This is a genomic window from Desulfacinum hydrothermale DSM 13146, assembly GCF_900176285.1.
Lineage (GTDB): Bacteria > Desulfobacterota > Syntrophobacteria > Syntrophobacterales > DSM-9756 > Desulfacinum > Desulfacinum hydrothermale.
Map to the genome: position 1 here is coordinate 251,987 of NZ_FWXF01000001.1, position 24,102 is coordinate 276,088.

Consider the following 24,102-nt stretch of genomic DNA (forward strand, 5'->3'; position numbering starts at 1 on the left):
AACCGTGCGCCCATCTCCCTCTGGAGGGATTCAAAGCGTTTATCGATGGCTTCAAAGCGCTTCTCCGCGGCGTCGAATCGAGCTGCTTCGATCTCTCGCAGGGATTTGAGTTCCTCCTCCACCCGGACCATGCGTTCCATGAGGGAAAGTTCCTTGGAACGGCGTTCGTTTTCCCGGACGAAGGCCGCGATCTTCTCGGCGAAAAGCCCGTCGGCTTCTCGTTGCAAGATCTGTTGCACGATGGCGGCGATCTTTTGCTCCAAAACGGCGTCGTCCGTGTGATGCGATACGGCCATGGGGGCCTCCCGTTGGGGAATGGGTACAACCGGGAAGATGCGCTCTGAATCTATATCATGGAGGATAATGTTCGGCAAGGTGGTCGAGCGACGCTGGAAAAGAGAAGAGAGTGTGCGGCCGACGGGGTTTCCGTGCCGCATCACGAACGGCCAAAACCCGAAGGGGGATAACCGACAACCGATAACGGGTTACGGAGAACGGGCATGAGGGATGTGGTGTTGGTGAGCGGGGTGCGCACCCCGGTGGGACGTTACCTGGGGGCGCTCCGGGAGGTGGAGGCCTACGACCTGGCCGCGCGGGTGTTGGACGAGGCGGTGCGAAGGGCCGGTATCGAACCCGCCCAGGTGGACGAGGTGGTCCTGGGTCAGGCCTACCAGAACGGCGAATACGTGAACATCGCCCGCATGGCGCTTCTCAAGGCCGGCTGGCCCGAATCCATCCCGGGCATCACGTTGGATCGGCGCTGTTGCACGGGCCTGGACGTGGTGCGCTACGGTGCGCTGCTCATCCGTTCCGGTGCCGCCCGGGTGGTGGTGGCGGGGGGCGTGGAGAGCATGAGCAACGCCGAATTCTACCTTCCCGGCCACATCAAGTGGGGTGTGGGCGGAAGAGAGGGCATGCCCCGTGGCCACGGGGATCTGTCCATCTGGGGCCTTCCCTTCTACGACCGCATTCAGCGGGCCCGGGTCATGTCCCAGCCCCAGGAACGCTATGGTGTTTTGCCGTCCATGATGAGCTGGGCGGAAGTCGCCGCCCGCCAGGAGGGCATCTCCCGAAACGATTGCGACGCCTGGGCGGTGGAGAGCCATCGGAAGGCCTGTGCGGCCTGGGCAGAAGGGCGTTTCCGGGCCGAGCTGGTGCCGGTGGAGGTGCGGGCTCCCAAGGGCCCGCCGGTGGTGGTGGACCGGGACGAAACGCCCCGTGAGGACACCACGGTGGAGAAGCTGGCCCGCCTCAAACCGGTGCTGGGCGGGGTGTGCACCGCCGGCAATTCCTCTTCGGAAAACGACGGTGCGGCCGCCGTGGTGCTCATGGACTCCCGGACGGCTCTGGAATGGGGCCTTCGGCCCATGGCTCGAGTTCTTGCCTGCGCCGTGGCGGCCTGCGATCCGCGGCGCACCTATGAGGCGGTGCCCACGGCCGTCAACAGGGCCCTGGACCAGGTGGGGCTCCACCTGGAGGCCATGGATCTCATCGAAGTCCAAGAAGCCTTTGCGGCCCAGGTTCTGGCGGACTTGAAGCAGATGGGGATCGGGCCGGAGCGCTACGATCGGGTGAACGTGAATGGAAGCGGCATCTCCCTGGGACATCCCATCGCCTGCACCGGGGTGCGTGTGCTGGTCACCCTTTGCCATGAGATGCGCCGTCGCGGGGTGCGCTACGGCCTGGAGGCCATCTGCGGGGGTGGCGGCCTGGGGATCGCCGCCGTTTTTGAAAACCTGGAAAATCCCGAGGAGTGAGCCATGGGGCGGTTGGTCCAGGACGTGGTGGTGGATTCGGTGCGCACCCCCTTCGGGCGCGCCGGGGAAAAGGGAATCTTCTGGAAGACGCGAGCCGAAGACCTGGCCGTGGCGGTGCTCAAGGCCCTCACGGAAAGAAACCCGGCTCTCGATCCTTCCCACCTGGATGACTGTCTGTGGGGCGTGACCAACCAGGTGAAGGAGCAAGGAGGCACGCTGGGCCGCATGGTGAGTCTTCTGGCCGACTGGGGCTGGACCGTTCCAGGCTGTTCCATCGATCGCTTTGCCTGCCGCAGCCAGGAAAAGGGCGCCTCCGGGCCCAATGGGGCCTTCCCCTTTTGACTCGCACCGGCCCCTTGCGTATGCTGGGCGCAAGGGACCCCCGTTTGCATCCATGCACCGCCTTGGAGGAGGAAGCCGTCATGACCGCAGACAACGCCCATGCCCGATTCATCCGACCCGAAGAATGCCTATTGTTCCTGGTGGACCTGCAAAAGGCCATGCTGGACCTGTGCCCGGACCGGGACCAGGTGGTGAAAAACGTGATGGCGCTTCTGGACATGAGCGCCATCGTAGAGGTGCCGGTTCTCTTTTCCGAACACAACGCGGAAAAGCTGGGGGGATTTCTGCCGGAGCTGGTGGCCAAGGTGCCCGAACCCAAGGTGCTCAACAAGCTGGAATTCAGCTGCTTCCAGAACCCGGCCCTGGCCGACGCCGTGGCGGCTTCCGGAAGGAACACGTTGGTGATCGCAGGGATCGAAGCCCACGTGTGCATCTTCCATACGGCCGCCCATGCGCTCCGGCTCGGCTACACGGTGCATGTGGTGGGCGATGCGGTGACGAGTCGAAGCGCCTTCAACCGGGAGACAGGCCTCCGGCGCCTGGATCGGGCCGGGGCGGTCATCACGTCCACGGAAATGGTCACCTTCGAATGGCTCAACCGGGCCGGAACGCCCCAATTCCGCCGAGCCCTTCCCATTCTCAAAAGTTTTTGATCATCGTGGGCGGCCCGCGATTCTTTCTTCCCCTTCGTTCCAAGGGGGAGGGCGCGTGCGCTGTGGGTGGGATGGATGAGGCGGTCACCGCCTCGAGCCGGAATCGGTCTTCGGCCGCACCTGAAGCGGCGGTTGGATGGGAGCTTTCAGATCTTTCTAGGGGATCGGGCAGAGCCCCCTCCCTTCGCTGCCGCTCCCGCCACAGCCCGTTGGGGCAGCGCTAGGGTGAAAGCGATCCATTGAACGATCGGGCCCATCTCCTGGCAGGCCGTCCGCCAATGGCCTTTGGGTCTTTGGAAGATTTCCAACGAGTTGAAATGGCAGTGTGCCGTGTGGCCCTTGGGGAGTTCTCAGAGCGCCTCGTGGGGGCGGGTTGGGAACCCACCCCCTGGTGCCGCAAGGCCAGGGCGGCCGTACGGGCCGCCTGGCCGTCCCAAACCTTTTGTGGGCACAAGAAGGGAGCAAACGAAGCGTTTTCAGGGAGCCTCCTTAGGCTTAGAGGCCCTTGATGTTTCGGTGCAGTTCCCGGGTCTTTTCCATGCGGGCCCGGTCCCGGTCCAGGGCGATGGCGTCCAGTTCCTTCTGGAGCGGGATGAGTTCCGGATCGTCGTGGGGTCTGCCGGCCCGGTGGGCATCGATCATGGCCCGGTAGATGGCGATCATGCGGCTGATGAGACGCACCGCGTACTCGCGGCCTTGCACCTTGAGGGTCGTGAGGCCCAGATCCATGTAGTCCCAGAGCTCCTTGCCGTTGATGGCGAAGGCCACGTTGGGGTGGCGACGGATCCGCTCGTTGATGCTTCGGATCTCTTCGTCCTTTCGGCCGCGCTTTTTGAGCACCTTCTCGCGCTGTTCATCGGTGAGCAGGCACAGCCGGAAGCAGCTTCCGCTCCGGTCGGGCCAGCCTTCGTATTCCACGATCTCGTTTCCGTCCTCGTCGTGGTAGATCTTCTTGATGTAGGAGTCGCTGATCAGTTCGTGAAAGCTGCAGTTGCCCACGCCGCCCACGCATCGATTGCCGTGGATAAGCACTTCCGTGCCCACGCCCTCCGCGTCTGCGTCGGCCTTGAAACGGCGGAGCTTTTCCACCGTGTCGATTTCCGTGCTGGCCACGATCTGCGAGGCGCCGTGGGCCTTGAACCGGGCGATCTGGGGCCGGGTCTGGATGTTGCACCCCACGCTGGCGTGAATCACCAGTTCCGGGAAGTTCTCCCGGACCATCTCCATGACCGCCGGGGTCTTGACGATCACACCCTCGGCTCCCCATGTGGCGTACTTGGCCACCTTCTTCAGGAGGATCATGAATTTGTCTGCGGGCACCTCGGCGTTTAGGGCCACGCGGATCTTGCCGCCCAGGGGGCGGGCGATTTGGATGGCTTCCCGGATCTGGGAATCTTCCATCTCCCAGGCGCACTTGCGGCGGCTGAATCCCTTGGATCCCACGTAGACCGCCTCGGCGCCGCTTTTCAGCACGCCTTCCACCATTTCGAGGCTGCCGCCCGGGGCCAGAAGTTCGTTCATGGAGGCCTCCTTGTGTTGCATCGAGGTCCGAATGGGTGTGAGAGAAAGAGACTTGAACGCGACCATTACACTTCATACTAATGAAATAAAGCGGGGAGTGCAAGAGGTGCAGGCCCTTATTGACCCGGGGCGTGGAAAGGGGCATAAGGGTCTGGAACGGTCAATCTGGATGCCAAGGAGGCCCTTCATGAAACGAAAGGTTGTGCTGATCATGGCCCTGGCGTTGGCTCTGGCACTGGGCGCCTTCGCCCCGGCCACGGCGGAAGATTCCATCTCCAAGCCGGAAACGCTGGTGGAAGAGGCCCGACTGACCCTTCAGAGCCTCACGTCCGATCCCAACTTTTCCTGGCTCACAACCCACCTCAAAGACGCCCAGGGCGTGCTCATCATCCCCCAGTTTCTCAAAGGGGGCTTTATCATCGGCGGATCGGGAGGCAGCGGGGTGCTGCTGGTCCGGGACCGTCAGAGCGGGCAATGGAGCCAGCCGGTCTTCTACACCCTGGGTGGGCTCAGCATCGGGCTTCAGATGGGCGGGGAAGCGGCCCAGGTGATCCTCATGGTCCGCACCCAGCGGGGCGTGGATGCCCTCATGACGTCCGGGTTCAAGCTGGGAGGCGATGCGGCCGTGGCGGCGGGCCCCATCGGCATGGCCATGGAAGGGGCCACACCCCACAACCTGAGCGCCGATTTTCTTTCCTTTGCCAAGGCCAAGGGGGCCTACGCGGGCATGAGTCTGGAGGGAGCCATCGTGAAGGTTCGAAACGACTGGAACGAACAATACTACGGCAAGCCCGTGAGTCCCACGGACATCGTGGTGACCAAGGCGGTGAGCAATCCCCATTCGGCGGCGCTTCGGGCCGTGCTGGGGGCCGTGGCCCGCCGGTGAGCAGAACCTGATTCTTTTCTTTCCGGAGACGACGAGGGGACAGAGGGGGCGCACGGAGGTGCGCCCTTTGTTCTTTTCCGTGTGTCGGGACGCCGTCCCTTTCGCCGCAGACCGGCCGGCCACAGGCCGCCCATGGGGTGCCGCCCCGGGGCCTATGCTTCCACGGCGACCGGAAGGTGCTCCCTATGGCTCAGAATCCGGGCGATCCAGGCATGTTCGTCCGCAAAGCGCGCTTCGTCACGGCGGCTCACGTAACGGCGGGCGCCGCTGCTTCCCAGAGCCACCAGGTCTTCGGTCCACCGGTATCCCCGCTCGGCAAAGAATTTACGGAAAACGGCGTTGAGACGCCGGCTGGAAACGGCGCTTCCGCTTTCCCTCAGGAACCAGCGGCGGGGCGAAAAGCGCCCGGGATCTTCCAGCACGGAGGCCACGGCGTCCGCAAGGTCCGCGTCGGGCACCGCCAGGCCCGTTTCTTCATTGAAAATCGCCGGGTTCATACCCGCCATGGAAGAAGACACCACGCAGGGAAGATCCGCGCGAAAGAATTCGTACACAGCCCGGCAGGCGTTTTCGTAAAGGGAAAGGTGCACTCCCACGCGGCAGCGAGCCAGAAGGGCCGGGATCTGGCTTCGGCGCAGATTGGCTCGGACCGTAACCCGCCGGGTCAGACCCCGTTGCGCCACCCTGTCTTCGAAGGCCCGGACCCTTTCGGGGACGCCCCGGCCCAGAAAAAGGACCGTGCGATCCCGAAGGCGCCGATGGTCCAAAAGGTCCAGCATGAGATCGTGGCGCTTTCGTTCCACATCGTCAAAGGTGGCGTTGAAGACCATGTCGTGGACCGGCGGCACCGTCGGCGGAACCGGCGGCTCGTCTTCCAGGAAATCGCCGTGGGCCAGGCCGACGGCAAGGGTCCCGGACTGGGTCTGGAGAAACCGGGCGTCTTCCGGCCCGCCCACGCCGAAAAGGCACGGGTCGTTCAGGCGGCAGAAGTGCCGCCACCACCCGTGTCGCCACACCACCCCCATGGGCGGTTCCACGAAGAAGACGTAACGCCGGCTCATTTTACGAAGGAGCCCGGGATCGGCCAGCAGGTAGGGAAGGGAAAAGAGGCGCAGAACGCCCTTTTCGTCCGGCCCTTGGGGCCGTTTCAGCACCTGGAGGAAGTGGCGTACCCGAAAGGTTCTGTCGGCCTTTTGGCGGACCTTTTCCAGGATCATTTCCCGCTCCCGACGAAGAAAGGCGGCCGTTTCCGAGTCGGGGGGCGCTCCGTCTTCCGCTTCCGCCAGCCGGTTCCACTGGCCCGGGAAGGGAAGCAGCGTGAGATAGAGGGACGCCTGGGCCCGAAGGAAAGGATCCTCCCCCCGATCCGCCTTCCGCTGGAGGATCGGGGCCGTTTGCTTGAGCACATGGTAAGGGTGATCCAGCCCCGGGCCGGCTTCCAGCCGCGGGCGGTGCCACACCAGGAGGGCATCCAGGGCCCGCCAAAGATCCCGGCGCCGCTTCCCATGGGCCGTCTCGTCCCGTACGGCCCACAGGACGCCGCTTTCCACATCGCGAACGAAACAATCCAGCAGATCCAAGGCCTGGCTGTACGTCATACGTCCAAAGCCCCTTCTGAAGGATGAGGCCCCGCCATGTCATGGGGCGAAAGATGGTTCAGCTCCGGGAGCCATCTTGTCAGAAAAGGTGCAGGGCGGCAAGAAGGGCCGCAAGCAGGCACAGGCCGGCCGCTTCTTTGGGGGGCCACGGGGGGATGTGAACGGGAAGGTCTTCGCGGTAGCCGCGGGCGGCCAGAGCCAGCGCGGTGGCTTCGCTTCGCCCCAGGGCCTTGCGAAAAAGCGCCGGGATCGTGGTTCGAAGACGCCGCCAGGGATTCCGGTTCCGGCCGGCCAGCCGCGCCCTTTGGGCCAGCCGAACTTCTTCCAGATCATCCAAAAGGAGGGCGAAAAAACGAAGCGATAGGGCGGTCATGACGGCGATCCGCCGGGCCGGGAGGAAACCGATGGGCCGCAAAAGCCACAAAACGGCGTTTTGAAGGTCCCGGGCAGGTGTGACGGCCGTAAAGACCACGGCCCAGAGCACCATGAGAAGCAGGCGCCAGGTGCCGACCCCCGCCTGGATGAGCGCCTCCCGCGGAAAACACGCCGCAAGGAAAGAGAGGCGCGCCGCCCAGGACGGGGCCGCCGCGGCGGAAAGGAAGGCGTTTCCAGATACATCCGGGGGCGAAAAGGCCTGGACCATGAAGATGAGGGCCAGGAAGGGCAGCCAGCCGCGAAGGGTGCGGACCAGAAGGCTCCAGGGAAGGTGGGAAGCCATCACCGCCACCGGAAGCCCCAGCGTGACGGCGGCGTAGACGGGCCCGTCCGGGCGAAAGAGGGCCATGGTGAGGGCCAGCACGGCGAAGAGCTTGGTGCGGGCGTCCAGCCGGTGCACGCCGGACGGGCGGGGAACGTAATGGAGCGCTAACCCGCGGGCCACGGCTGCAATCCTTTTCCCAGGAGAACGGAACAGGGGGGGCGCACACCGTGGCGACCCAGGCGAAGCGCCACCTCCGACGGCGGGCCCTCATCGGCCAATCGGCCGCCCTGGAGCACCATCACCCGGTCGGCGTGGGCCAGCACCTTTTCCACGTCGTGGGTGGATACCACCACCGTGCGACCTTCCCGGCGAAGATTCAGCAAGAGGTCCAGGAGCGCCCGGCTTCCCGGCCAGTCCAGGTGCGTGAAGGGCTCGTCAAAAAGGATCACCGAGGGATCCGCGGCCAGGACCCCGGCCAGGGCCACCCGCCTCTTTTCCCCGCCGGAAAGGGCGTAACAGGGCTTATCCCGAAGGGATTCCAGGCCGAACCGGGCCAGGGCCGCTTGCACCCGCTGGCGGACCTCCGCCTTGGAAAGTCCCAGGTTTTCCGGGCCGAAGGCCACGTCTTCTCCCACCGTTTCCCCCAGGATCTGGCTGTCCGGGTCCTGGAAGACCAGTCCCACACGGGCGCGCACCGCCTGGGCATCCCCGGCCGGGTCCAGGCCCAGGAGGCGGAGGGATCCCGCGTCGGGCCGAAAGAGTCCCGCCAGCAGATGCAGCAGGGTGGTCTTTCCCTGGCCGTTGGCGCCGCACACGACAACGAAGGCCGGCGTGGCGATCCGGAAGGTGACCCCCCGAAGGGCCTGGGTCCCGTCGGGATAGGTGAAGTGGAGGTCGTTGGCTTCGATCATGACTTTCGGGCGTCTTCGTGGAAGAATCGCCGATAGGAGGCGCGAAGGAAGGATCGGTCAGGACGCCTGAACAGCCCGATTGAGAGCCCTTTTCTTTGCGCCCCCGGTGTCGTTCCAGTGCGTTTTGTTTTGTGGAGTACTCAGGCGGAAGCCGTCCGCACATGGCGCAGGAGAGCCGGCCGAAGGGACCAGGCCAGCATCACGGCGGCGGCCGCTTTCACGGCATCTCCCACCAGAAAAGGGAGCATCCCTACGGCCAGGGCCTTGGTCCAGGCCATGCCGGTCACCACCTTGAGCCACGGGACGCCCAAGGCATAGATCACCAGGGACCCCAGCACCACGGCGATCCCGTCGAACCATCGGGAAGGCCTCCCATGGCTCAGGACTCCCACGAGCCAGGCGGCGGCCACAAAGCCCAGAAGATAGCCGCCGGTGGGCCCCAGCAAATGGGCCAGTCCCCCCTTGAAATTGGCAAAGACCGGAAGGCCCACGGCGCCCAGCAGCAGGTAAAGGCCCATGGCGGCCGCACCCTGGGTGGGTCCCAAGAGCAGCCCCGCCAGCAGGACGAAGAGGTTGGTGAGCACGATGGGTACCGGGCCGATGGGCACGGCGATCTGGGCCCCCACGGCCGTGAGGGCGGTCATGAGGCACACGAGCACCATCTTTCGAATCGATTCCAGCGGCATGATGGACCTCCATGGTTTCGTTGTGTGTCAACCCACAAGTTCGGCTGTAGTTAACGAAAAAGGGGGCGTGCGTCAAGGAAAAGGACCGCCCAAGCGCGGGGCCGGCGCACAGAACGGTGCGAATCGAAGAAGTTCTCGGTGTCCTGGTCGGGTCTTGGCGGTGCATGGTTTCGATGGGCCGCTCCCATGCCAACGGGTTTTGATCTGGCCGCCTGGGCCCACCTGTGCTAAAGAAGAAAGACAAAGCATCCGTTTTCTTCGGGCGGTACCCGCCTGCAACCCGCAAACCCTTTTTCACAGGAGGTCCCCATGAAGCGAAAAGCCACGTATCGACTGATGGTCACCCGCCGCGAAATGCTCTACGTCCACGACGAATTCGATCACACCCTCATGCTGGTGGAGATGGAAGGGGAGCCCATTGAGTACCAGGTGGGCGTGGCCGGAAAGTTCATCTCGCGGCGAAGCGTCACCTTCCATGATCGTGTCCGCGGGGCGGGGAAGATGACGGGCTATGCGGTGACGCACTTCGAAGAGGGGTCCATCTACAGCAAGTACGAAGGGGAACGCGACGCCGAGAGTAAGCTCACCAAGGGCACCTGGACCATCTACCGGGGTATCGGCAAGCTGGCCGGCATCAAGGGAAGCGGCACCTTCACGGTGAAGGCGGGCGCCCAGGACCGCGAATACATCCTGGACATAGAAGGCGAATACGAACTTTAGGACGGGGGATGGAGTCGAAAGCGCCGGAAGCGCCGGTGGACCCAGTACCACTGGGCGGGAAACCGGCGGATCTGCGCTTCGATGATACGGTTGAAGGCGGCGGTGAAAACCGCCGCCTTCTCTTCCAGGGTGCCGTGGGAAGGCGTCGGTATCTCGGGACCCATCTCGATGCGGTAGCGGCCGTCCGGGAGGCGGTGGTTGAAGACCGGATGGACGGGCGCTCCCGTTCGAAGGGCGATGTGGGCCAGGGTCTTGTGGGTGAGCACGTAGCCGCCGAAAAAGGGGGCCCAGACGCCCGTCTTTTTCCCCGCGTTTTGATCGAGGAGAAACCCCACCATTTCGTTTCGCCGCAGGGCCTTCAGGGTGTGGATGAGGGCGTACTGCTTGGGGATCACCCGGTTTCCCGAGCCTTGGCGCGTTCGGGTGACCCAGCGGTGGAGCGCTTCCGGCCGCACGGGCCGGGCCACGATGTTGAGACGGGCCGGAAGAAAGAAGGGGGCGCTGTAGGCCATCCATTCCCAGTTACCCAAATGGCCCGTGAGGATGAGCACGCCCCGGCCCCGCTGGAGCGATTCCAACAGGTATTCTGTTCCGCAAGGTTCCACGAAGCGCAGAAAGTTTTCCCGATTCATGCGGGCCATCAGGGGAAACTGGGAAAAGACCCGGGCCAGGTGCCGGAAGTTTTCCCGGGCGAGCCGGCGGGATTCCTGGGCGTTGAGTCCCAGGGCCATTCGGATGTTGGCCTCCGCCGTGCGGCGGTGTTTAGCGTCCAGGGCGTGCCAGGCGGAACCCAAGACCTGCGGCCACCGGGCGCCGTTATCCCGCTCCGCCCTATCTTTTTTTTCAATGGCCATATCGCGAATCTTTGAATCTCCTGCTTGGAAAAAATCGGGCCTGGCCCCAAGGGCCAACGCACATGCCGGGGCGGGTTTCCCTCGCCCCGGCATGTGCGCATTCTTCCGGACTGTTCCTCTGCGTTCGACGGATCGACGCTTGGGATGCTTATCCTATGATCCGTTCCCCCTCGAGGGAACCGCAATCCATCTGATTTACTGACGTTTTCGGGTCGTCTCGGCCGATCCTTTCTTTCCCACGTTCAGGTCGTAGGAAAAGACGGTGCTTCGGGCTTCCCAGAGTTTGAGCAGGTCTTTTCCCAGCACCAGGCTGGCGATGAGTTCGGGGGTTCCGTCCCCGTTCAGGTCGCCCGTTCGGATGCAGCTCACCATGCCGCTCACCTCCCGGGTCTTCCAGTTTTCGATGAGTCCCAGTTGGTCCCACGACAGGGACACGATCTCCCCCGCTTCGTAATACTTGAAGCCCTGGGGAAGGAAGCGGCTGTAGTCCGGGCTGCGGTTGACCACGATCTCATGGATCCCGTCCCGGTTGGCGTCCATGATGAGAATGGGCGACGGGATGAAGTAGCGCTCAATGTCATTGTAGCGCAGATCGCGGATCTTGCCTTCCAGGACATTGGTCGTTGCCGCAAAATGCAGGCGGCTTCGCCAGAGGCGGTTTCCCGAGCCGTCCAGGATCATCAGCCGGTTATCTGGACTGATCACCGCGTATTCAGGTGCCTTGTCATTGTTGAGATCGGCCACGGCAAAGTTATAGACGTTGCAGGGGCTGGGAACCGAAACGGGTGCAGCGGGAATGAGTTGTCCGCCACGCAGGCGCACCTCGTACAGGGTCGAATCAAAGAGATCGCCCATGGGGCCCGGCTTTTGCCCCAGAGCCACCGAGCCCCGATTGGGAAATGTGACCGCATTGAGATACATGCGCACATCAGAAGCCGCCACCGTCAGCTTTTTCCCTTGCAGCTTGAAAACATAGGAGCGCGGTCGCGGATTGTATTGAGCGCCGGATGTGATGGATTCCGATCCGCCACCCGTGGGGTTGATCTGGCGGTACACACTGGTGAGAAGAATCTCCACCTTTCCGTCCCCATCCACATCGGCCAAGGCAACCCACTTGAATTCTTCCAATTTGTTTGCCTTAACATCCGTTAGCAGCCGCAGACCTTGAGCGTACCTTCGGTAGACGGCCAGTCGCTTGGGGCTCACGGCGATCAGTTCCTGGCGACCGTCTCCGTTGGGATCGCCCGCGGCGATGCTCACCAGGGCTTCCTTGAAGGTTTGACTGCGCCACAGTCCCGCCTGTCGCATAGCGCCTTCCGGGGTCACCTGGATGAAATTCGGGTTGAGATAGGAAATTTCCATCCCCGGTTTCATGCCTCCGGGAATCAAGAGTTCGGGGTTCATGTTTTCTGCGGTGGGGGGAGGAGTGATGGTTTCGTCGGCCGACGGGTTCGCCTTGTTGAAGACCTTCCGATTGACGGTTTGGGCCAGGCGGTTGATGGTGGGGATGAGCTGATCCAGGGTGTCGGCTTGGAACGGCAAGCGGATGGGTGCACCAGGCGATGTCACCGGCGAAATGGTTGCGTCGATGCTGACCGCCTGTCCCACCGAAGTGATGCTTCCAAACAGCACGTAATCGGCGCCCAAGCGTTCGGCCGCTCCTCGGGCTGCTCCGCTGTCGGCCAGATCCCCGATGGATTGGGCCGTCTTGTCGATGGCTGCCTTGTCGACCACATGGACGGACCCGGGATCTTCAATGCGGGTGCGCAGCATGTCCCAGACCCCATCTTGGAGATAGCGCATCGAGTCCGGCGTGTTCATTTTGAACGGCATGATGGCAACGGTTTTGGGAGCGTCCTGCGACGCCTGGCAATAGGCCGTGATCCAGAAAGAAACGAGGCTGAAGGCCAGGAAACAAAGGACCGATTTTTTGTACTTCATCACGATGTTCCTCTCGCTCACGTGGTGGTTTCACATCCTTTTCGCAGGCTCCAAGCCCATTTTTGCATGTGGGCTTTTTGCCGACAACGGCAAAAACTTGGTGGACTCCACGGCGCGTGGAATCATGATTCGTTTAACATCCCATTGCGGACCACTTCCCGGAACTCTAGTGTGGTCTTCCACAGGGAAGCTAGCGTCAAAAGGGGAAGTGGCGCAAGAAGAATGTTTTCAAAAAAGTGGCGACAAGCCGTGAACCGTCCCCTTTTCCCCTTGACAGGGATCACGGGTTCGCTATAAGCGTGAGATGTGTAACTTTGGGCAGAAGGCTGTGAACGCAAAAGAGAAAGGGGGGATGCCGCGTCACATCGGATGACGAGCTTTGGGTGATTTTTGGGGCTGATCAGAAACCAAAGAAAGAGGGATCGAGAATCTCAAAACTTTCGTGGAGGAAAGAGATGAGAAAGAATCTGGTTGTACTTCTTGCGGTGTTGATGGCGGTTGCCATCGCGTTGCCGGCGTTCGCCGTCGATTTCAAGTACGGCGGTATGATGCGCGTTCGCTGGTATTCCTACAACAACTTTGACGGTACCGATGACGCCGATGATCACGCCAACTACTTCGATCAACGCGTTCGGATGTACTTCACCTTCGTGGCCAGCGAAAATCTTCAGTTGGTGACCAAGTGGGAAGAAGACAACGTGTGGGGCGCCAAGGGTGGCGACCGTGACCTGACCCACGCCACCAGCGATTTTCGCGATCCCTATGATATGGAAACCAAGAACGTTTACCTGGACTTCAATATTCCCAATACGCCCATCCGTGCCAAGCTGGGTCAACAGGGCTTCGGCCTCTTTGGCGGCCGAATAATTGCCGAGGACTACACGGGAGCCAAGTTCTCCATGCCCTTCGATCCCGTGAAGGTCACGCTGGGCTACATTGCGGAACAGAACGTTGACTATTCCTCCGAAAAAGACAACGTGGACATTTACTATCTGCAGCTCCAGTATGCCAATGGTCCCTTCAGCGGCGAGCTCATCGGCTTGTACCAGGATGGCAGCGATACCGCTGTGAGCCTGAAGACGGAATACGCCGATCCGGGTGTGGACGCCCAAGGTCGCGAGACCTACGATGGATATACTTTTGAAGACAACCACCTGTTCGACCTGGGCGTGAAGCTGGCCTACTCCAGCGACATGTTCAAGGCCACCGTTCATTTCATCAAGAACTTTGGTAGCGTTGATCTGAACGGCGAGTCTGCTGATTACAAAGGCTGGTTCCTGGGTGCTGATGTGGCTATCCCGGTCAATGATTTCACGTTCGGTCTCGGCGGCTTCTACACCACCGGCCAGGATGAAGGCGATGACGATGTGGAAGGCTATGTCTACCCGGGAGCTGTGGGAGACTCCTTCTACTGGGCTGAAATCATGGGCTTTGGCGTGCTTGATGACATGACGCCTCGAGCCTATACAGGCTACCCGGGCGCGGGCGAGTACACCGCCGGCGGCAATCCCAGCAACCTCTACACCCTGTATGCCTCGGTGGATTGGCAGGCGTTGGAAGCAACCAAGCTTCATTTGGCCTATTACTACCTCGGCACGGCTGAAGACGTGGTGGCCAACGCAGCGACCGGCGAGAAAGACGACTCCGTGGGAAGCGAAGTGGATTTCAGGCTGACCCAGAAAGTGGTGGACGGCCTGAATCTTGATGTTATCGGTGCCTACCTCTTTGCTGACGATGCTTTCTCCGGCACGAAGGATGACGACGATGCCTACGAAGTGGGCGCTCGGCTGCAGTGGGCTTTCTAGTCGGCTTCCTGAGCTGATCTAAGTAGCGCGAAGCCCGGGCCGATTTGGCCCGGGCTTTTTTTGTGGCGCCACGCCCTGGCGGTTGCCGGAAAGTCGGCACCAGGCGGGACGGTTTCAATTAACCCCAACCTTATTTTGTGGCCATGGGCTCCCGGCGGCGTCTCCGGCGGGTCTTTCCTTGCATCATCTCAGAAACGCGCCCACCGGGCCCGCCGATTGAAGGGCTTGCACCGCTTCCGGGTCACGGATCTCTTCCACGCGGCCGCCGAGAAGGAGCACCCGGTCGCACGCGGCCCAGACCGCATCGTCTTCTTCCTTGAGTGCGCCGGAACAATAGGGGCAGGTTTGCTGGGCCGGGCCGTGGTCCAAAAGAACCCGGCACGAGGGGCAATGCCAGCCGGGTGCGGAGAATCCCTCGGGCACCAGGATCTGGTAAACCCGGCCCTGGTTCACGGCGTCCAGCACGGCCTCCAGGCCCAGGACCGCCTTGGGGGATTCGCTCTGGGCCTTCCGGGCCGTGGTGATGCATTCGTCCACCAGTTCCCGTTCCCGGGCCGCGTCCAGCTGCCGGAGCACGGGAGCGGCCTGGTCCAGGAGATCCTGCGCCTTGGCGGCAACGGAAGCCCGGATCCGGGCCGCCACCCGGCTCAAAACCCCCTTGGGAAGGAGCCGCTTCAATTCCGCCGTCACCTCTTCCGGGCCGGCCAGCACCACCCGGTCGATCTGGTACGCGTCCATCATGTCGTGCAGCGCATCGGCCACTTCCTTCAAAAACCAGTGGCTCCAGGTGGCCGCCCGGCGCTGGAAGACCATCTGGGAACGCATGTGGTCGGATCCGGCCGTGCTCCGGTGGTGGACCGCCGGCGTCTGGAACGCCTCCTCCATCTCTTCCACTTCCCCCATGGACGCCACCAAGAGCCGGGCCCGTTCCCGGTCCACCACCACGATGCCGGTGCGTTCGTGTTCCTTCCAGGCGTCCAGGAGCGGCCGGATGTGCGGGCGCTTTTCGTACCAGGCCCCGTTGGGAAGCCGCACGGGAAGATCCTCCTGGTAGGTGTAGCCTTCCGACAGGTCACAGAAGAAGACCATGCTGCGTCCCTTGGGGATGTGCACCTCCACCTGGCGGCGGATCCAGTCGGCGTCTTCCTGGAAATGATCCCGCTGGTCCTCATCTGCCAGATGGGATTCCAGGTCCTTGAGGAGTTGATCCAAGACGAGCTTGTGGGCGCCCCGGCGGTTGGCCCGCACCTGGGGATCCACGTTGAGATAGACGCTCAGGATCCAGGATCCTTCGGGGGCGTTGCGCCGCGCCAGGCTTTCCAGGGAACTGGGATGCAAGGTTTTCATACGGGACCTCCTGGGGTGTGGGGATGGGAAGATGGGGTGGGCTTACCTGGTAATTCTTGCCGGTGGCGGGAGCGGGGTCAAGGGGGGCAGCCGCCGCCGTTTGGGGCATCCTTTTGGATCATCGGCCGGATCCGGCGGGCCAGAGGGTCGGTACCGTGGCGTGCGGGTTGTGGCGGTCCAGGTGCCGGCGCATCGGGTTTTGGGCGATATGGCGCCGGACGGCGTTCAGGGTGGGTTCGCTTCGGAGGATGTGTTCATAATCCTTTCGCTGCCACACAGGCTCGCCGGGGGTGGCGCGTCACGTGTTGATGTGCCGGGTCGAAAACGCCTTCAATGGACGCACGATTGCGGGCAAGCCGTAGCGTTTTGCAGTTGCAGGGCCGGGACCCGGCGGAGGAACGTCCGGTAACGGCGGATTGGGGCGGGTTCCAAAGCCCCTATCGGAAGTGATGATGACAAGGGCGTGGATGGGATGGGGCATGAGCGCGAAGGCGCCCCGTTGGATGTCTCCCACGTGATTGGGTAGATCCTGGCAGGTTTGTTCTACCAACCGTGCGTAATCGTTAACTCGTACCTGCCCGTCTTCCACTTTCCCAAACAGCAGGGATGTGCGCCGGTGGGTGCAGATGGTGGCCAAATGCGCGCCCGGTTGGCTGTAATCGTATCCCTTCAAGCGGGTGGGAGACGATGTCGGCGGTGGGGTTCCCATGGGGCCATGGCGTTGCCTCCACGCCTTGAGCCATGCAGCGTGAGGTTTCCCCCAAAGTCCGGACAAGCATCAAAGAGGAAAACACGGGGACGGTTCCCCGTGTTTTTTCTCTTCCTGCGTCTTCGGGAAGGGGCGGGCCGGTGGCGGACTCGGTCAGCTCAGGAACTTTTGCTTTAGTTTGTCCCAGGGAGCGAAGGCGGCCAGGAGTCCCGCCGAGACGAGATAGAAAGCGATGACCGAGGCGGGGAAGGTCACGTACAAAAACGCGTAGACGGGAAAAAGGGCCGCCAGGGACAAAACGATCTTCACCACGGGTTCCACCCACTTTTTGCTTTCTTGCCTTTCGTCCATAATCGCCTCTCCGTCTTCGTCTGAGGTATCTTCCGGTCTATTGGAGGGTTTGGCCGTGCGCCGATCTGGACCGCACACCCGGCCTCACAGGATCGCTCCTACCAGAGGGTCACGCTCCAGCAAATCGGTCTACTCTTATCGAAGGCCGGCCGATTTTTCAAGGGCAAGGTCCCCCGATAAGCTCTTTTTTTCACAACATGACCCGCCGGCCCCCCGGGGATTAAGGGCCGGGAGGCGAAAAAGCTCCTTTTTCGAAGGATCTAACCTGGCCATCTCACCAAGTTTTTGTTTGCGCGCCCGGGGGAGTTTGTGTATAGTTGCACATGATGCTCGCCCGGTTTTCCTGCCGGTTTCCGACGCATCGCGGCCCGTATCCCACGGGCGCATCCCGGTGCCACCACATGTTCGGCCCACGGTTGCAAGGGTTCTCGGGACATTTTCCATAGGCGTTTTCTTTAGGAGGATGAGCATGGCAAACACGGTGACGCAAAGCATCATGGTGGTCGGAGGCGGAATGAGCGGTCTCAGTGCCGCGATAGAAGCCGCCGAAGCGGGCTACGAGGTCTTCCTGGTGGAGAAGAATCCCTACCTGGGAGGGCGCGTGGCCCAGCTCAACCAATACTTCCCCAAGCTGTGTCCGCCTTACTGCGGTCTGGAGATCAACTTCCGCCGGATCAAGGACAATCCCCGGGTGAAGGTCTTCACCATGGCGGAGGTGGAAAGCATTCGGGGCGTGGAGGGGGACTTCGACGTGGCGGTGAAGGTCCATCCGCGTTATGTGAACGAAAAGTGTACGGCTTGCGGCAAATGCGCCGAGGCGTGCACCCTGGAGATCGAAAACCCCTTCAACTACGGCATGGACACGGTGAAGGCGGCCTACCTGCCCCACGACATGGCCTTCCCGCTGCGCTACGTGCTGGACCCGGCGCTGGTCCAGAGCGCCGAGGCCCAGAAGGTGAAAGAGGCCTGCCCCTACGACGCCATCGAGCTGGACATGGCCGAAAAGACGGTGGACCTGAAGGTGGGAAGCATCGTGTGGGCCACGGGCTGGAAGCCCTACGACATTTCCAAGCTGGACAACTACGGCGGCGGGGCCTACCCCAACGTGATCACCAACGTGCAGATGGAACGGCTGGCGGCCTGGAACGGCCCCACCCAGGGTAAGATCCTGCGCCCCTCCGACGGCCAGGCGCCCCAGACCGTGGCCTTCGTCCAATGCGCCGGGTCCCGCGATGAGAACCACTTGCCCTTCTGTTCCGGCATCTGCTGCCTGGCTTCGCTCAAGCAGGCCACCTACGTGCGGGAACAATACCCGGACGCCACCATCTACTTTTTCTACATCGACGTGCGGGCCACGGACCGGCTGGAAGACTTCGTCACCAAGGTCAAGGAAGACGAAAAGCTCATCTTCTTCAAGGGCAAGGTGGCCAAGATCACCCAGGACGACGCCACCAAGAATCTGGTCTGTCGCGTGGAAAACACCATGACCGAGGAGCTCCACGAGATCCCGGTGGACCTGGTGGTGCTGGCCACGGGCATGCAACCGGTGACCTCCGAGGCGCCGCTTCCCACCCCGGTCCCCTACGACGAATACGGCTTCGTGGCGTCCATGGACGCCATGCCGGGGATCTACGCGGCGGGAACCACGCGCACCCCCGCCAACGTCGCCGAATGTGTTGCCGACGGCACGGCAGCCGCTCTCAAGGCCATCCAATCCGTCGTGAGGAGGTAACTCAATGGAGAAGAAACTCGCCACCTATATCTGTACGGGATGCGGCATCGGAGATGCCCTGGACATAGATCAGCTGGCCGGAGTGGCCCAGAAGGAATGCAAGGTGCCGGTTGTGAAGACCCACGCCTGCCTGTGCAGCCAGGAAGGGGTGGATCTGATCAAGGCGGACATGGAAGCCGAAGGCGTCAATGCGCTCATGATCGCCGCCTGTTCCCCCCGGGTCATGTACGATGTCTTCCGCTTCGACGGCTGCATCGTGGACCGGGTGAACCTGCGTGAACAGGTGGTCTGGTGCCAGAAGCCCGGCGATGAAGACACCCAGATGATGGCCGAGGACTACGTGCGCATGTCCACGGCCAAGATCAAGAAGATGGATCTGCCGGAGCCCTACCAGCCGGAAGAGGAGATTTCCAAGGACATCCTGATCGTGGGGGGCGGCCTGGCGGGTCTCACCGCGGCCAAGGAAGTGTCCAAGGCCGGCTACAAGGCCGTGCTGGTGGAAAAGGAAAAGGAACTGGGCGGCTTCCAGAAGAAGGTGGCCAAGATCGCCACCTTCCCCTACAAGGATCTCAAGGACAACGACGTGGCTGCCCTGATCCAGGAAGTGACCTCGGATGCCAACGTGACCGTCTACACCGGCGCCAAGGTGGAAAAGACGGCGGGCGGACCGGGCCTTTTCCAGGTCACCATCTCCCAGAACGGGACCAAGGCGGAACACAAGGTGGGCGCCATCGTCATGGCCGCCGGCTGGAAACCCTACGACCCCGCCCAACTGGATCCCAAGCTGGGCTTCGGCCAGTCGCCCGACGTGATCACCAACGTCCTGTTCGAGGAGATGGCGCAGGGCGGCGGCCTGAAGCGGCCCAGCGACGGCAAGGACGTGACGAACGTGGCCTTTTTGCAGTGCGCCGGCCAGCGCGATCCGGAGCGGCTTCCCTACTGTTCGTCCACCTGCTGCATCACCAGCTTGAAGCAGGCCCTCTTCATCAAGCAAAACAACCCGGACGCCAACGTCTTCATCGTCTTCAAGGAGATGCGCACCCCGGGCCAGGCCGAGGATCTCTATCGCCGGGCCCAGGAAGAAGGGGTCATCTTTATCCGCTGCCAGGACCCCGAGGTGAAGGTCATGGGCTCGGCGGTGACGGTGGAGGCCCTGGACGAGCTGCTGGGTGAAACGGTGGTGCTGGAGAACCTGGATCTGGTGGTGCTGGCCACCGGCATGGTGCCCGTGACCGCCTTCGGCGAAGACTACGCGGTGGTGCGCGCCCGCATGGAGCAGCAGGAAGGCGAAGAGAAGAAGGAAGAAGAGGAGTTGGAGGTGCCCCAGGACGCCATCCTGGTCTCCGACATCCTCAACCTGGAATACCGCCAGGGCCCGGAACTTCCGGGCCTGAAGCACGGCTTTCCGGATTCGCACTTCATCTGTTTCCCTTACGAAACACGGCGGACCGGCATCTACGCGGCCGGCTGCGTGCGTCGGCCCATGGGCGTGGCCGCCGCCCTGGAAGACGGGGCCGGAGCGGCCCTCAAGGCGATCCAGTGCGTGGAGATGGTGAGCCAGGGCAAGGCGGTGCATCCGCGCGCCGGCGACATGAGCTTTCCGGAATTCTTCATGCAACGCTGCACCCAATGCAAGCGCTGTACGGAGGAATGTCCCTTCGGGGCCATCAACGAAGACGAAAAGGGCAATCCGCTGCCCCAGCCCACCCGGTGCCGCCGCTGCGGCGTGTGCATGGGCGCGTGTCCGGAGCGGATCATCTCGTTCAAGAACTACTCCGTGGGCATGATCGGCGACATGATCAAGAACATGGAGGTTCCGGAAGAAGACGAGGAAAAACCCCGGATCCTGGTGCTGGCGTGCGAAAACGACGCCTATCCGGCCCTGGACATGGCCGGGCTGCGTCGCATGAACTACAACCCCTGGGTGCGGGTGATCCCCATGCGCTGCCTGGGGTCCATGAACCTGATCTTCATCGCCGACGCCCTTTCCAGCGGCATCGACGGCGTGCTCCTCCTGGGCTGCAAGTACGGCGACGACTACCAGTGCCACTTCGTCAAGGGCTCCGAGCTGGCCAACATCCGGCTGGGCAAGATCAAGGAGACCCTGGACCGGCTGGTGCTGGAATCGGATCGCGTGCGCTTCGAGACCATCGCCATCACGGACTACGACAAACTGCCGCAGCTCCTGGACGACTTCGCCGAAACCCTGGAGGAAGTGGGTCCGAACCCCTACAAGGACTTCTAGAACCCGGCGAGACGGCGGCCGCCCCCACCGGGGCGGCCCCTTTTCACCCCAAGCATGGAACGGTCCATCCGATTGGGATTTGACCAGAACGAGGAGGCCTGAGGATGAGTATCAAGGTGGATCCGAACTTGATGAAGGATCTGAAGCACTTCGGGCTCAAGGACGCCAGCAAGTGCTTCCACTGTGGAAACTGCACCGCCGTGTGCCCCCTTTCGGAAACGGGCACGCCCTTTCCCCGTAAGCTCGTGAAATACGCCCAGATGGGCCTGAAGGACAAGATCCTCCAGTCCAGCGAGCCGTGGCTGTGCTACTACTGCGGCGAATGTTCCGACCGGTGCCCGCGCGGTGCCGACCCGGGTGAGACCATGATGGTCATGCGCCGCTACCTCACCAGCCAGTACGACTGGACGGGATTTTCCCGCCGGTTCTACACGTCGGAAAAGTTCGAGACCATGGCCGTGGTGGCCGTGGGGCTCTTCGTGGGCCTGCTCATGCTGCTCTTCGCCCAGGAGTTCGACTGGCAAAACGCTTCGTTGGAGAAGGCCTGGCCGGCCGCCGGCATGGAGATCGCCGACCTGATCATGGCGGCGATCCTGTCCTTCTTCCTCCTGTCCAACGTGTGGCGTTTCATGAAGTTCACCATGGGTGATCTGCTCACCAAGATCCCCCTGCGGATCTACGCCTCCGAAGCCAAACAATTGGTCCTTCACTTCCTCACCCAGAAGCGCTGGGCCAAGTGCGAAGACCGCACCCAGTGGATCATCCACCTGCTCATCATGACCGGATACACCACGGCCTTCATCCTGGTGGCGGTGCTGCTGTGCGGCGGTCTGGAAGTGATCGGCCTCAACTGGGATCCCCTGCGCTTCCAACGGCCCTTTGATCCCACGACGGGCCGCGACATGGTCTATCCCTTCTTCCATCCCATCCGGCTGCTGGGCTACTACGCGACCATCTCCGTGCTCATCGGCGCCACCTACGCGCTGCTGGGACGGTCGCGCCGGAGCAAGACCCCTTACAAGAATTCCCACGGCACCGACTGGATGTTCCTGGTCCTTCTGGAACTCACGGTGATCACGGGAATCGCTGTGCACATCCTGCGGATCATGAACATCCCCTTCGCCCTGTACGCCCTCTATATCATCCACCTCATGGTGGCCGTGCCCATGCTGGTGCTGGAAGTGCCGTTCGCCAAGTGGGCCCACTTGGCCTACCGGCCCATGGCGGCCTACCTCAAGGGCGTGAAGGAAACGTACTACGCCGAGTTGGAAGGGAAGAAGGCGGAGGCTCCGGCACAGGCCGAGGCCGAAGCGGTCTAGGAGCCTGTCTGAGAACGTCCAGGCTGCTCCTTCTTGTACGGACGGAAGGTTGGAACTCCCAGGCGGGCCCTTGCCGCCGGCCTGGTCGTGAAGCGGTAGGGGCGGGCTTCGAACCCGCCCCACCAAGGCTCAAAAAGAGCCACTGCGCACATTGAAATTTCAACCAGAAACCTCCCGAAAGGCTGAAAGGCCGTTTTCGGACAGGCTCCTAAGGTTCAGGGCCCTGCCAAGGGAGCAGCGAAAAAAGAACCGGAGACTTGGAAACATGCCGGGACGGCCGCCGCCGTCTCGGCAGTTTTTTTCTCACCCCTCATGGCTTCCCCCTTCCCGTTTCCGCTTCCAAGAAGGCCCGGTTGGGCACGAACATCTTGCCGGGGTTCAGGATGTTGTTGGGATCCAAAGCGTGCTTGATCCGCACCATGGCGTCCAGGGCCCCGGGATGCACCTCCCACTGGAAGAAGGGGCTTTTGGCGATGCCGATCCCGTGTTCACCGGAGATCGTCCCACCCAGTCTGAGCACTTCCCGGAAAAGTTCCTCCACGGCCTGCTGCGCCCGGGCCATCTCGTGACGATCGGAGCGGTCCACCATGATGTTGGTGTGGATGTTGCCATCCCCGGCGTGACCGAAGCTGACGATGATGAGATCGTGCCTGCGGGCCAGCTCCCGGTTGAAGCGGATGAGATCGGGGATGCGCGATCGGGGGACCGTCACGTCCTCATTGATCTTTCCGGGCCGGATGCGCCGAAGCGCGGGAGAGATGGCGCGGCGGGCGGCCCACAGCCGCTCCCGGGATGCGGGATCGCGGGCCGTTTCCACGTCTTGAGCGCCCATGCGCCGGCAGATGTCTTCGATGCGGCGCGCCTGCTCGTCCACCACGGCCTCCGGGCCGTCCACCTCCAGGATGAGCAAGGCGTGCGCCTGCACCGGGAGCCCCGCCTGCACGTGGGCCTCCACGGCCTCCAGGGTGGCCTGATCCAGCAGCTCCAAGCAGGTGGGAAGAATCCGGGCCCGCAGCACGGCCGTCACGGTTCGGCTCGCCTGGTCGATTTGCGGAAAGACGACTGCCAGGGTGCGCACCGTCTCGGGGGCCGGAACGAGGCGCAGGACCACCCGGGTGATGACCCCCAGGGTGCCTTCGGATCCCACCAGCAGGCGGGTGAGGTCGTAGCCCACCACGCCCTTCATGGTGCGGGTCCCCGTGGTGATGACCTCTCCGGTGGGAAGCACCGCCTCCAGGCCCAGCACGTAGTCGCGGGTGACCCCGTATTTCACGGCCCGGGGCCCGCCGGCGCAGGTGGCCACGTTGCCTCCCAGGGTGGAAAAGGAAAGGCTGGCCGGATCGGGGGGATAGAGGAGCCCGTGGCGGGCCGCTTCCTGCTGGAGGCGTCCTGTGACCACGGCCGGTTCCACCACGGCGATCATGTCGTCCGGGTCCAGTTCCAGGATGCGGTTGAGCCGGGTGAGGGCCAGCACCAGGCCGCCCCGGTCCGGGACGGCGCCGCCCACCATGCCGCTTCCGGCTCCGCGTGGATAGACGGGAAAGCCGTACCGGTTGGCGAGCCCAAGGATTTGGGAGATCTGGCGGGCGTTGGCGGGAAGGACCACGGCTTCGGGCAAAGCGGACAGCTTGCTGGCGTCGAAGCTGTAGGCCAGCCGGTCTTCCGGGGCCGTGAGCACGTGTTCCGGCCCGCAGATCCGCCTGAGCTCCTCCACGGGCAGTGGGGTTTCAGATCGGGATTCTTTCCATGCCATGTTCAGGGTGCCTTTCGCCCCTATTCTAACCGCTTCCGGGAAAAAATGGGTTCTTCCGAAAAAAACGATACCTGGCGCGTGCCTGAGAAATCATGGGGGAACGCCGCCTGCTCGAAAGGGACCGTGCCAGCGGGGGAGGTCCGGACCCTGTCCCCGTCGATCCTGTACCCTGCGGCCTGGAGGGCATCGCCTGGCGGACCACAGAATACGTCGGCCCGTGGGACGTCTTCAAGGCTTGGTTGAATGGAAGTCCAAGCCAGCGCCCGGCGGTC

20 protein-coding genes and 1 pseudogene are annotated in these 24,102 nt (G+C 62.7%); 9 read left to right on the plus strand and 12 right to left on the minus strand.

Annotation, left to right across the window (positions count from 1 at the left end; all coding sequences use genetic code 11):
• Positions 1 to 296: pseudogene (locus B9A12_RS16845) on the minus strand (hypothetical protein); the annotation flags it as partial.
• 204 nt (positions 297 to 500) lie between these two features.
• Here B9A12_RS16845 and B9A12_RS01220 point away from each other — a divergent pair.
• From B9A12_RS01220 to B9A12_RS01230, 3 genes are all read left to right on the plus strand, one after another.
• Positions 501 to 1,757, plus strand: coding sequence for a thiolase family protein (locus B9A12_RS01220; RefSeq protein ID WP_084055719.1), 1,257 nt, complete (start codon positions 501 to 503; stop codon positions 1,755 to 1,757).
• 3 nt (positions 1,758 to 1,760) lie between these two features.
• Positions 1,761 to 2,099 carry a thiolase family protein gene (locus B9A12_RS01225; protein ID WP_084055720.1) on the plus strand — a complete coding sequence of 113 codons (339 nt, stop codon included), beginning with the start codon at positions 1,761 to 1,763 and terminating at the stop codon, positions 2,097 to 2,099.
• Positions 2,100 to 2,179: 80 nt separating this feature from the next.
• Positions 2,180 to 2,752, plus strand: coding sequence for an isochorismatase family protein (locus B9A12_RS01230; protein WP_170920252.1), 573 nt, complete (start codon positions 2,180 to 2,182; stop codon positions 2,750 to 2,752).
• Between the two features lie 495 nt (positions 2,753 to 3,247).
• Here the strand turns inward: B9A12_RS01230 and B9A12_RS01235 are convergent, their stop codons facing one another.
• Complete coding sequence (locus B9A12_RS01235; protein ID WP_084055722.1) at positions 3,248 to 4,273, minus strand: peptidase U32 family protein; 1,026 nt, start codon at positions 4,271 to 4,273, stop codon at positions 3,248 to 3,250.
• A 187-nt stretch (positions 4,274 to 4,460) separates the two neighbouring features.
• On the opposite strand from B9A12_RS01235, the gene B9A12_RS01240 reads away from it, so the two are divergent.
• Positions 4,461 to 5,159: a lipid-binding SYLF domain-containing protein gene (locus B9A12_RS01240; RefSeq protein ID WP_084055723.1), complete on the plus strand. Its 699-nt coding sequence runs from the start codon at positions 4,461 to 4,463 to the stop codon at positions 5,157 to 5,159.
• A 152-nt stretch (positions 5,160 to 5,311) separates the two neighbouring features.
• Here the strand turns inward: B9A12_RS01240 and B9A12_RS01245 are convergent, their stop codons facing one another.
• The 4 genes from B9A12_RS01245 to B9A12_RS01260 all read right to left on the minus strand — a co-directional run bounded on the left by B9A12_RS01245 (position 5,312) and on the right by B9A12_RS01260 (position 9,054).
• A complete protein-coding gene (locus B9A12_RS01245) occupies positions 5,312 to 6,757 on the minus strand; it encodes a glycosyltransferase (protein WP_084055724.1) in 1,446 nt (481 codons plus the stop codon).
• A 79-nt stretch (positions 6,758 to 6,836) separates the two neighbouring features.
• On the minus strand, positions 6,837 to 7,637 hold the full coding sequence (locus B9A12_RS01250; RefSeq protein ID WP_170920253.1) for an energy-coupling factor transporter transmembrane component T family protein: 801 nt from the start codon (positions 7,635 to 7,637) through the stop codon (positions 6,837 to 6,839).
• Positions 7,622 to 8,368, minus strand: coding sequence for an energy-coupling factor ABC transporter ATP-binding protein (locus B9A12_RS01255; RefSeq protein WP_084055726.1), 747 nt, complete (start codon positions 8,366 to 8,368; stop codon positions 7,622 to 7,624). Before B9A12_RS01255 ends, B9A12_RS01250 begins: the two co-directional genes overlap by 16 nt.
• Positions 8,369 to 8,508: 140 nt before the next feature.
• Positions 8,509 to 9,054, minus strand: a complete 546-nt coding sequence (locus tag B9A12_RS01260) for a biotin transporter BioY (protein ID WP_084055727.1) — start codon at positions 9,052 to 9,054, stop codon at positions 8,509 to 8,511.
• Between the two features lie 309 nt (positions 9,055 to 9,363).
• On the opposite strand from B9A12_RS01260, the gene B9A12_RS01265 reads away from it, so the two are divergent.
• Entirely contained in the window at positions 9,364 to 9,774 is a 411-nt protein-coding gene (locus B9A12_RS01265; RefSeq protein ID WP_084055728.1) for a hypothetical protein, read from the plus strand.
• On the opposite strand, the gene B9A12_RS01270 is transcribed toward B9A12_RS01265, so the two are convergent.
• Together B9A12_RS01270 and B9A12_RS01275 are read right to left on the minus strand one after the other, a co-directional pair.
• Positions 9,771 to 10,628 carry a lysophospholipid acyltransferase family protein gene (locus tag B9A12_RS01270; RefSeq protein WP_170920254.1) on the minus strand — a complete coding sequence of 286 codons (858 nt, stop codon included), beginning with the start codon at positions 10,626 to 10,628 and terminating at the stop codon, positions 9,771 to 9,773. The genes B9A12_RS01265 and B9A12_RS01270 overlap by 4 nt on opposite strands.
• Before the next feature lie 195 nt (positions 10,629 to 10,823).
• Entirely contained in the window at positions 10,824 to 12,569 is a 1,746-nt protein-coding gene (locus B9A12_RS01275) for an FG-GAP-like repeat-containing protein (protein WP_084055730.1), read from the minus strand.
• A gap of 455 nt (positions 12,570 to 13,024) precedes the next feature.
• On the opposite strand from B9A12_RS01275, the gene B9A12_RS01280 reads away from it, so the two are divergent.
• Entirely contained in the window at positions 13,025 to 14,374 is a 1,350-nt protein-coding gene (locus B9A12_RS01280; RefSeq protein WP_084055731.1) for an alginate export family protein, read from the plus strand.
• A gap of 183 nt (positions 14,375 to 14,557) precedes the next feature.
• Here the strand turns inward: B9A12_RS01280 and B9A12_RS01285 are convergent, their stop codons facing one another.
• From B9A12_RS01285 to B9A12_RS01290, 3 genes are all read right to left on the minus strand, one after another.
• Positions 14,558 to 15,721 carry a VLRF1 family aeRF1-type release factor gene (locus B9A12_RS01285; protein WP_084055732.1) on the minus strand — a complete coding sequence of 388 codons (1,164 nt, stop codon included), beginning with the start codon at positions 15,719 to 15,721 and terminating at the stop codon, positions 14,558 to 14,560.
• Between the two features lie 118 nt (positions 15,722 to 15,839).
• Positions 15,840 to 15,998 (minus strand): hypothetical protein, encoded by a 159-nt coding sequence (locus B9A12_RS16850; RefSeq protein WP_170920255.1) that lies wholly within the window; start codon positions 15,996 to 15,998, stop codon positions 15,840 to 15,842.
• A gap of 585 nt (positions 15,999 to 16,583) precedes the next feature.
• Entirely contained in the window at positions 16,584 to 16,781 is a 198-nt protein-coding gene (locus B9A12_RS01290; RefSeq protein WP_084055733.1) for a hypothetical protein, read from the minus strand.
• A gap of 469 nt (positions 16,782 to 17,250) precedes the next feature.
• Here B9A12_RS01290 and B9A12_RS01295 point away from each other — a divergent pair, with 469 nt between their 5' ends.
• The 3 genes from B9A12_RS01295 to B9A12_RS01305 all read left to right on the plus strand — a co-directional run bounded on the left by B9A12_RS01295 (position 17,251) and on the right by B9A12_RS01305 (position 22,077).
• Positions 17,251 to 18,513, plus strand: a complete 1,263-nt coding sequence (locus tag B9A12_RS01295) for a CoB--CoM heterodisulfide reductase iron-sulfur subunit A family protein (RefSeq protein WP_084055734.1) — start codon at positions 17,251 to 17,253, stop codon at positions 18,511 to 18,513.
• A 4-nt stretch (positions 18,514 to 18,517) separates the two neighbouring features.
• Positions 18,518 to 20,758 carry a hydrogenase iron-sulfur subunit gene (locus B9A12_RS01300; protein WP_084055735.1) on the plus strand — a complete coding sequence of 747 codons (2,241 nt, stop codon included), beginning with the start codon at positions 18,518 to 18,520 and terminating at the stop codon, positions 20,756 to 20,758.
• A 104-nt stretch (positions 20,759 to 20,862) separates the two neighbouring features.
• Positions 20,863 to 22,077, plus strand: a complete 1,215-nt coding sequence (locus B9A12_RS01305) for a 4Fe-4S dicluster domain-containing protein (RefSeq protein WP_084055736.1) — start codon at positions 20,863 to 20,865, stop codon at positions 22,075 to 22,077.
• Positions 22,078 to 22,387: 310 nt separating this feature from the next.
• On the opposite strand, the gene B9A12_RS01310 is transcribed toward B9A12_RS01305, so the two are convergent.
• Positions 22,388 to 23,830 carry an FAD-binding oxidoreductase gene (locus B9A12_RS01310; RefSeq protein ID WP_084055737.1) on the minus strand — a complete coding sequence of 481 codons (1,443 nt, stop codon included), beginning with the start codon at positions 23,828 to 23,830 and terminating at the stop codon, positions 22,388 to 22,390.
• Positions 23,831 to 24,102 lie beyond the last annotated feature (272 nt).

Excerpts from the sequence above, each read along its gene's own strand:
- B9A12_RS01220 (WP_084055719.1), top strand. The coding sequence starts at position 501 with ATGAGGGATGTGGTGTTGGTGAGCGGGGTGCGCACCCCGGTGGGACGT.
- B9A12_RS01225 (WP_084055720.1), top strand. The coding sequence starts at position 1,761 with ATGGGGCGGTTGGTCCAGGACGTGGTGGTGGATTCGGTGCGCACCCCC.
- B9A12_RS01230 (WP_170920252.1), top strand. The coding sequence starts at position 2,180 with ATGACCGCAGACAACGCCCATGCCCGATTCATCCGACCCGAAGAATGC.
- B9A12_RS01235 (WP_084055722.1), bottom strand. The coding sequence starts at position 4,273 with ATGAACGAACTTCTGGCCCCGGGCGGCAGCCTCGAAATGGTGGAAGGC.
- B9A12_RS01240 (WP_084055723.1), top strand. The coding sequence starts at position 4,461 with ATGAAACGAAAGGTTGTGCTGATCATGGCCCTGGCGTTGGCTCTGGCA.
- B9A12_RS01245 (WP_084055724.1), bottom strand. The coding sequence starts at position 6,757 with ATGACGTACAGCCAGGCCTTGGATCTGCTGGATTGTTTCGTTCGCGAT.
- B9A12_RS01255 (WP_084055726.1), bottom strand. The coding sequence starts at position 8,368 with ATGATCGAAGCCAACGACCTCCACTTCACCTATCCCGACGGGACCCAG.
- B9A12_RS01260 (WP_084055727.1), bottom strand. The coding sequence starts at position 9,054 with ATGCCGCTGGAATCGATTCGAAAGATGGTGCTCGTGTGCCTCATGACC.
- B9A12_RS01265 (WP_084055728.1), top strand. The coding sequence starts at position 9,364 with ATGAAGCGAAAAGCCACGTATCGACTGATGGTCACCCGCCGCGAAATG.
- B9A12_RS01270 (WP_170920254.1), bottom strand. The coding sequence starts at position 10,628 with ATGGCCATTGAAAAAAAAGATAGGGCGGAGCGGGATAACGGCGCCCGG.
- B9A12_RS01275 (WP_084055730.1), bottom strand. The coding sequence starts at position 12,569 with ATGAAGTACAAAAAATCGGTCCTTTGTTTCCTGGCCTTCAGCCTCGTT.
- B9A12_RS01280 (WP_084055731.1), top strand. The coding sequence starts at position 13,025 with ATGAGAAAGAATCTGGTTGTACTTCTTGCGGTGTTGATGGCGGTTGCC.
- B9A12_RS01285 (WP_084055732.1), bottom strand. The coding sequence starts at position 15,721 with ATGAAAACCTTGCATCCCAGTTCCCTGGAAAGCCTGGCGCGGCGCAAC.
- B9A12_RS01290 (WP_084055733.1), bottom strand. The coding sequence starts at position 16,781 with ATGGACGAAAGGCAAGAAAGCAAAAAGTGGGTGGAACCCGTGGTGAAG.
- B9A12_RS01295 (WP_084055734.1), top strand. The coding sequence starts at position 17,251 with ATGGCAAACACGGTGACGCAAAGCATCATGGTGGTCGGAGGCGGAATG.
- B9A12_RS01300 (WP_084055735.1), top strand. The coding sequence starts at position 18,518 with ATGGAGAAGAAACTCGCCACCTATATCTGTACGGGATGCGGCATCGGA.
- B9A12_RS01305 (WP_084055736.1), top strand. The coding sequence starts at position 20,863 with ATGAGTATCAAGGTGGATCCGAACTTGATGAAGGATCTGAAGCACTTC.
- B9A12_RS01310 (WP_084055737.1), bottom strand. The coding sequence starts at position 23,830 with ATGGCATGGAAAGAATCCCGATCTGAAACCCCACTGCCCGTGGAGGAG.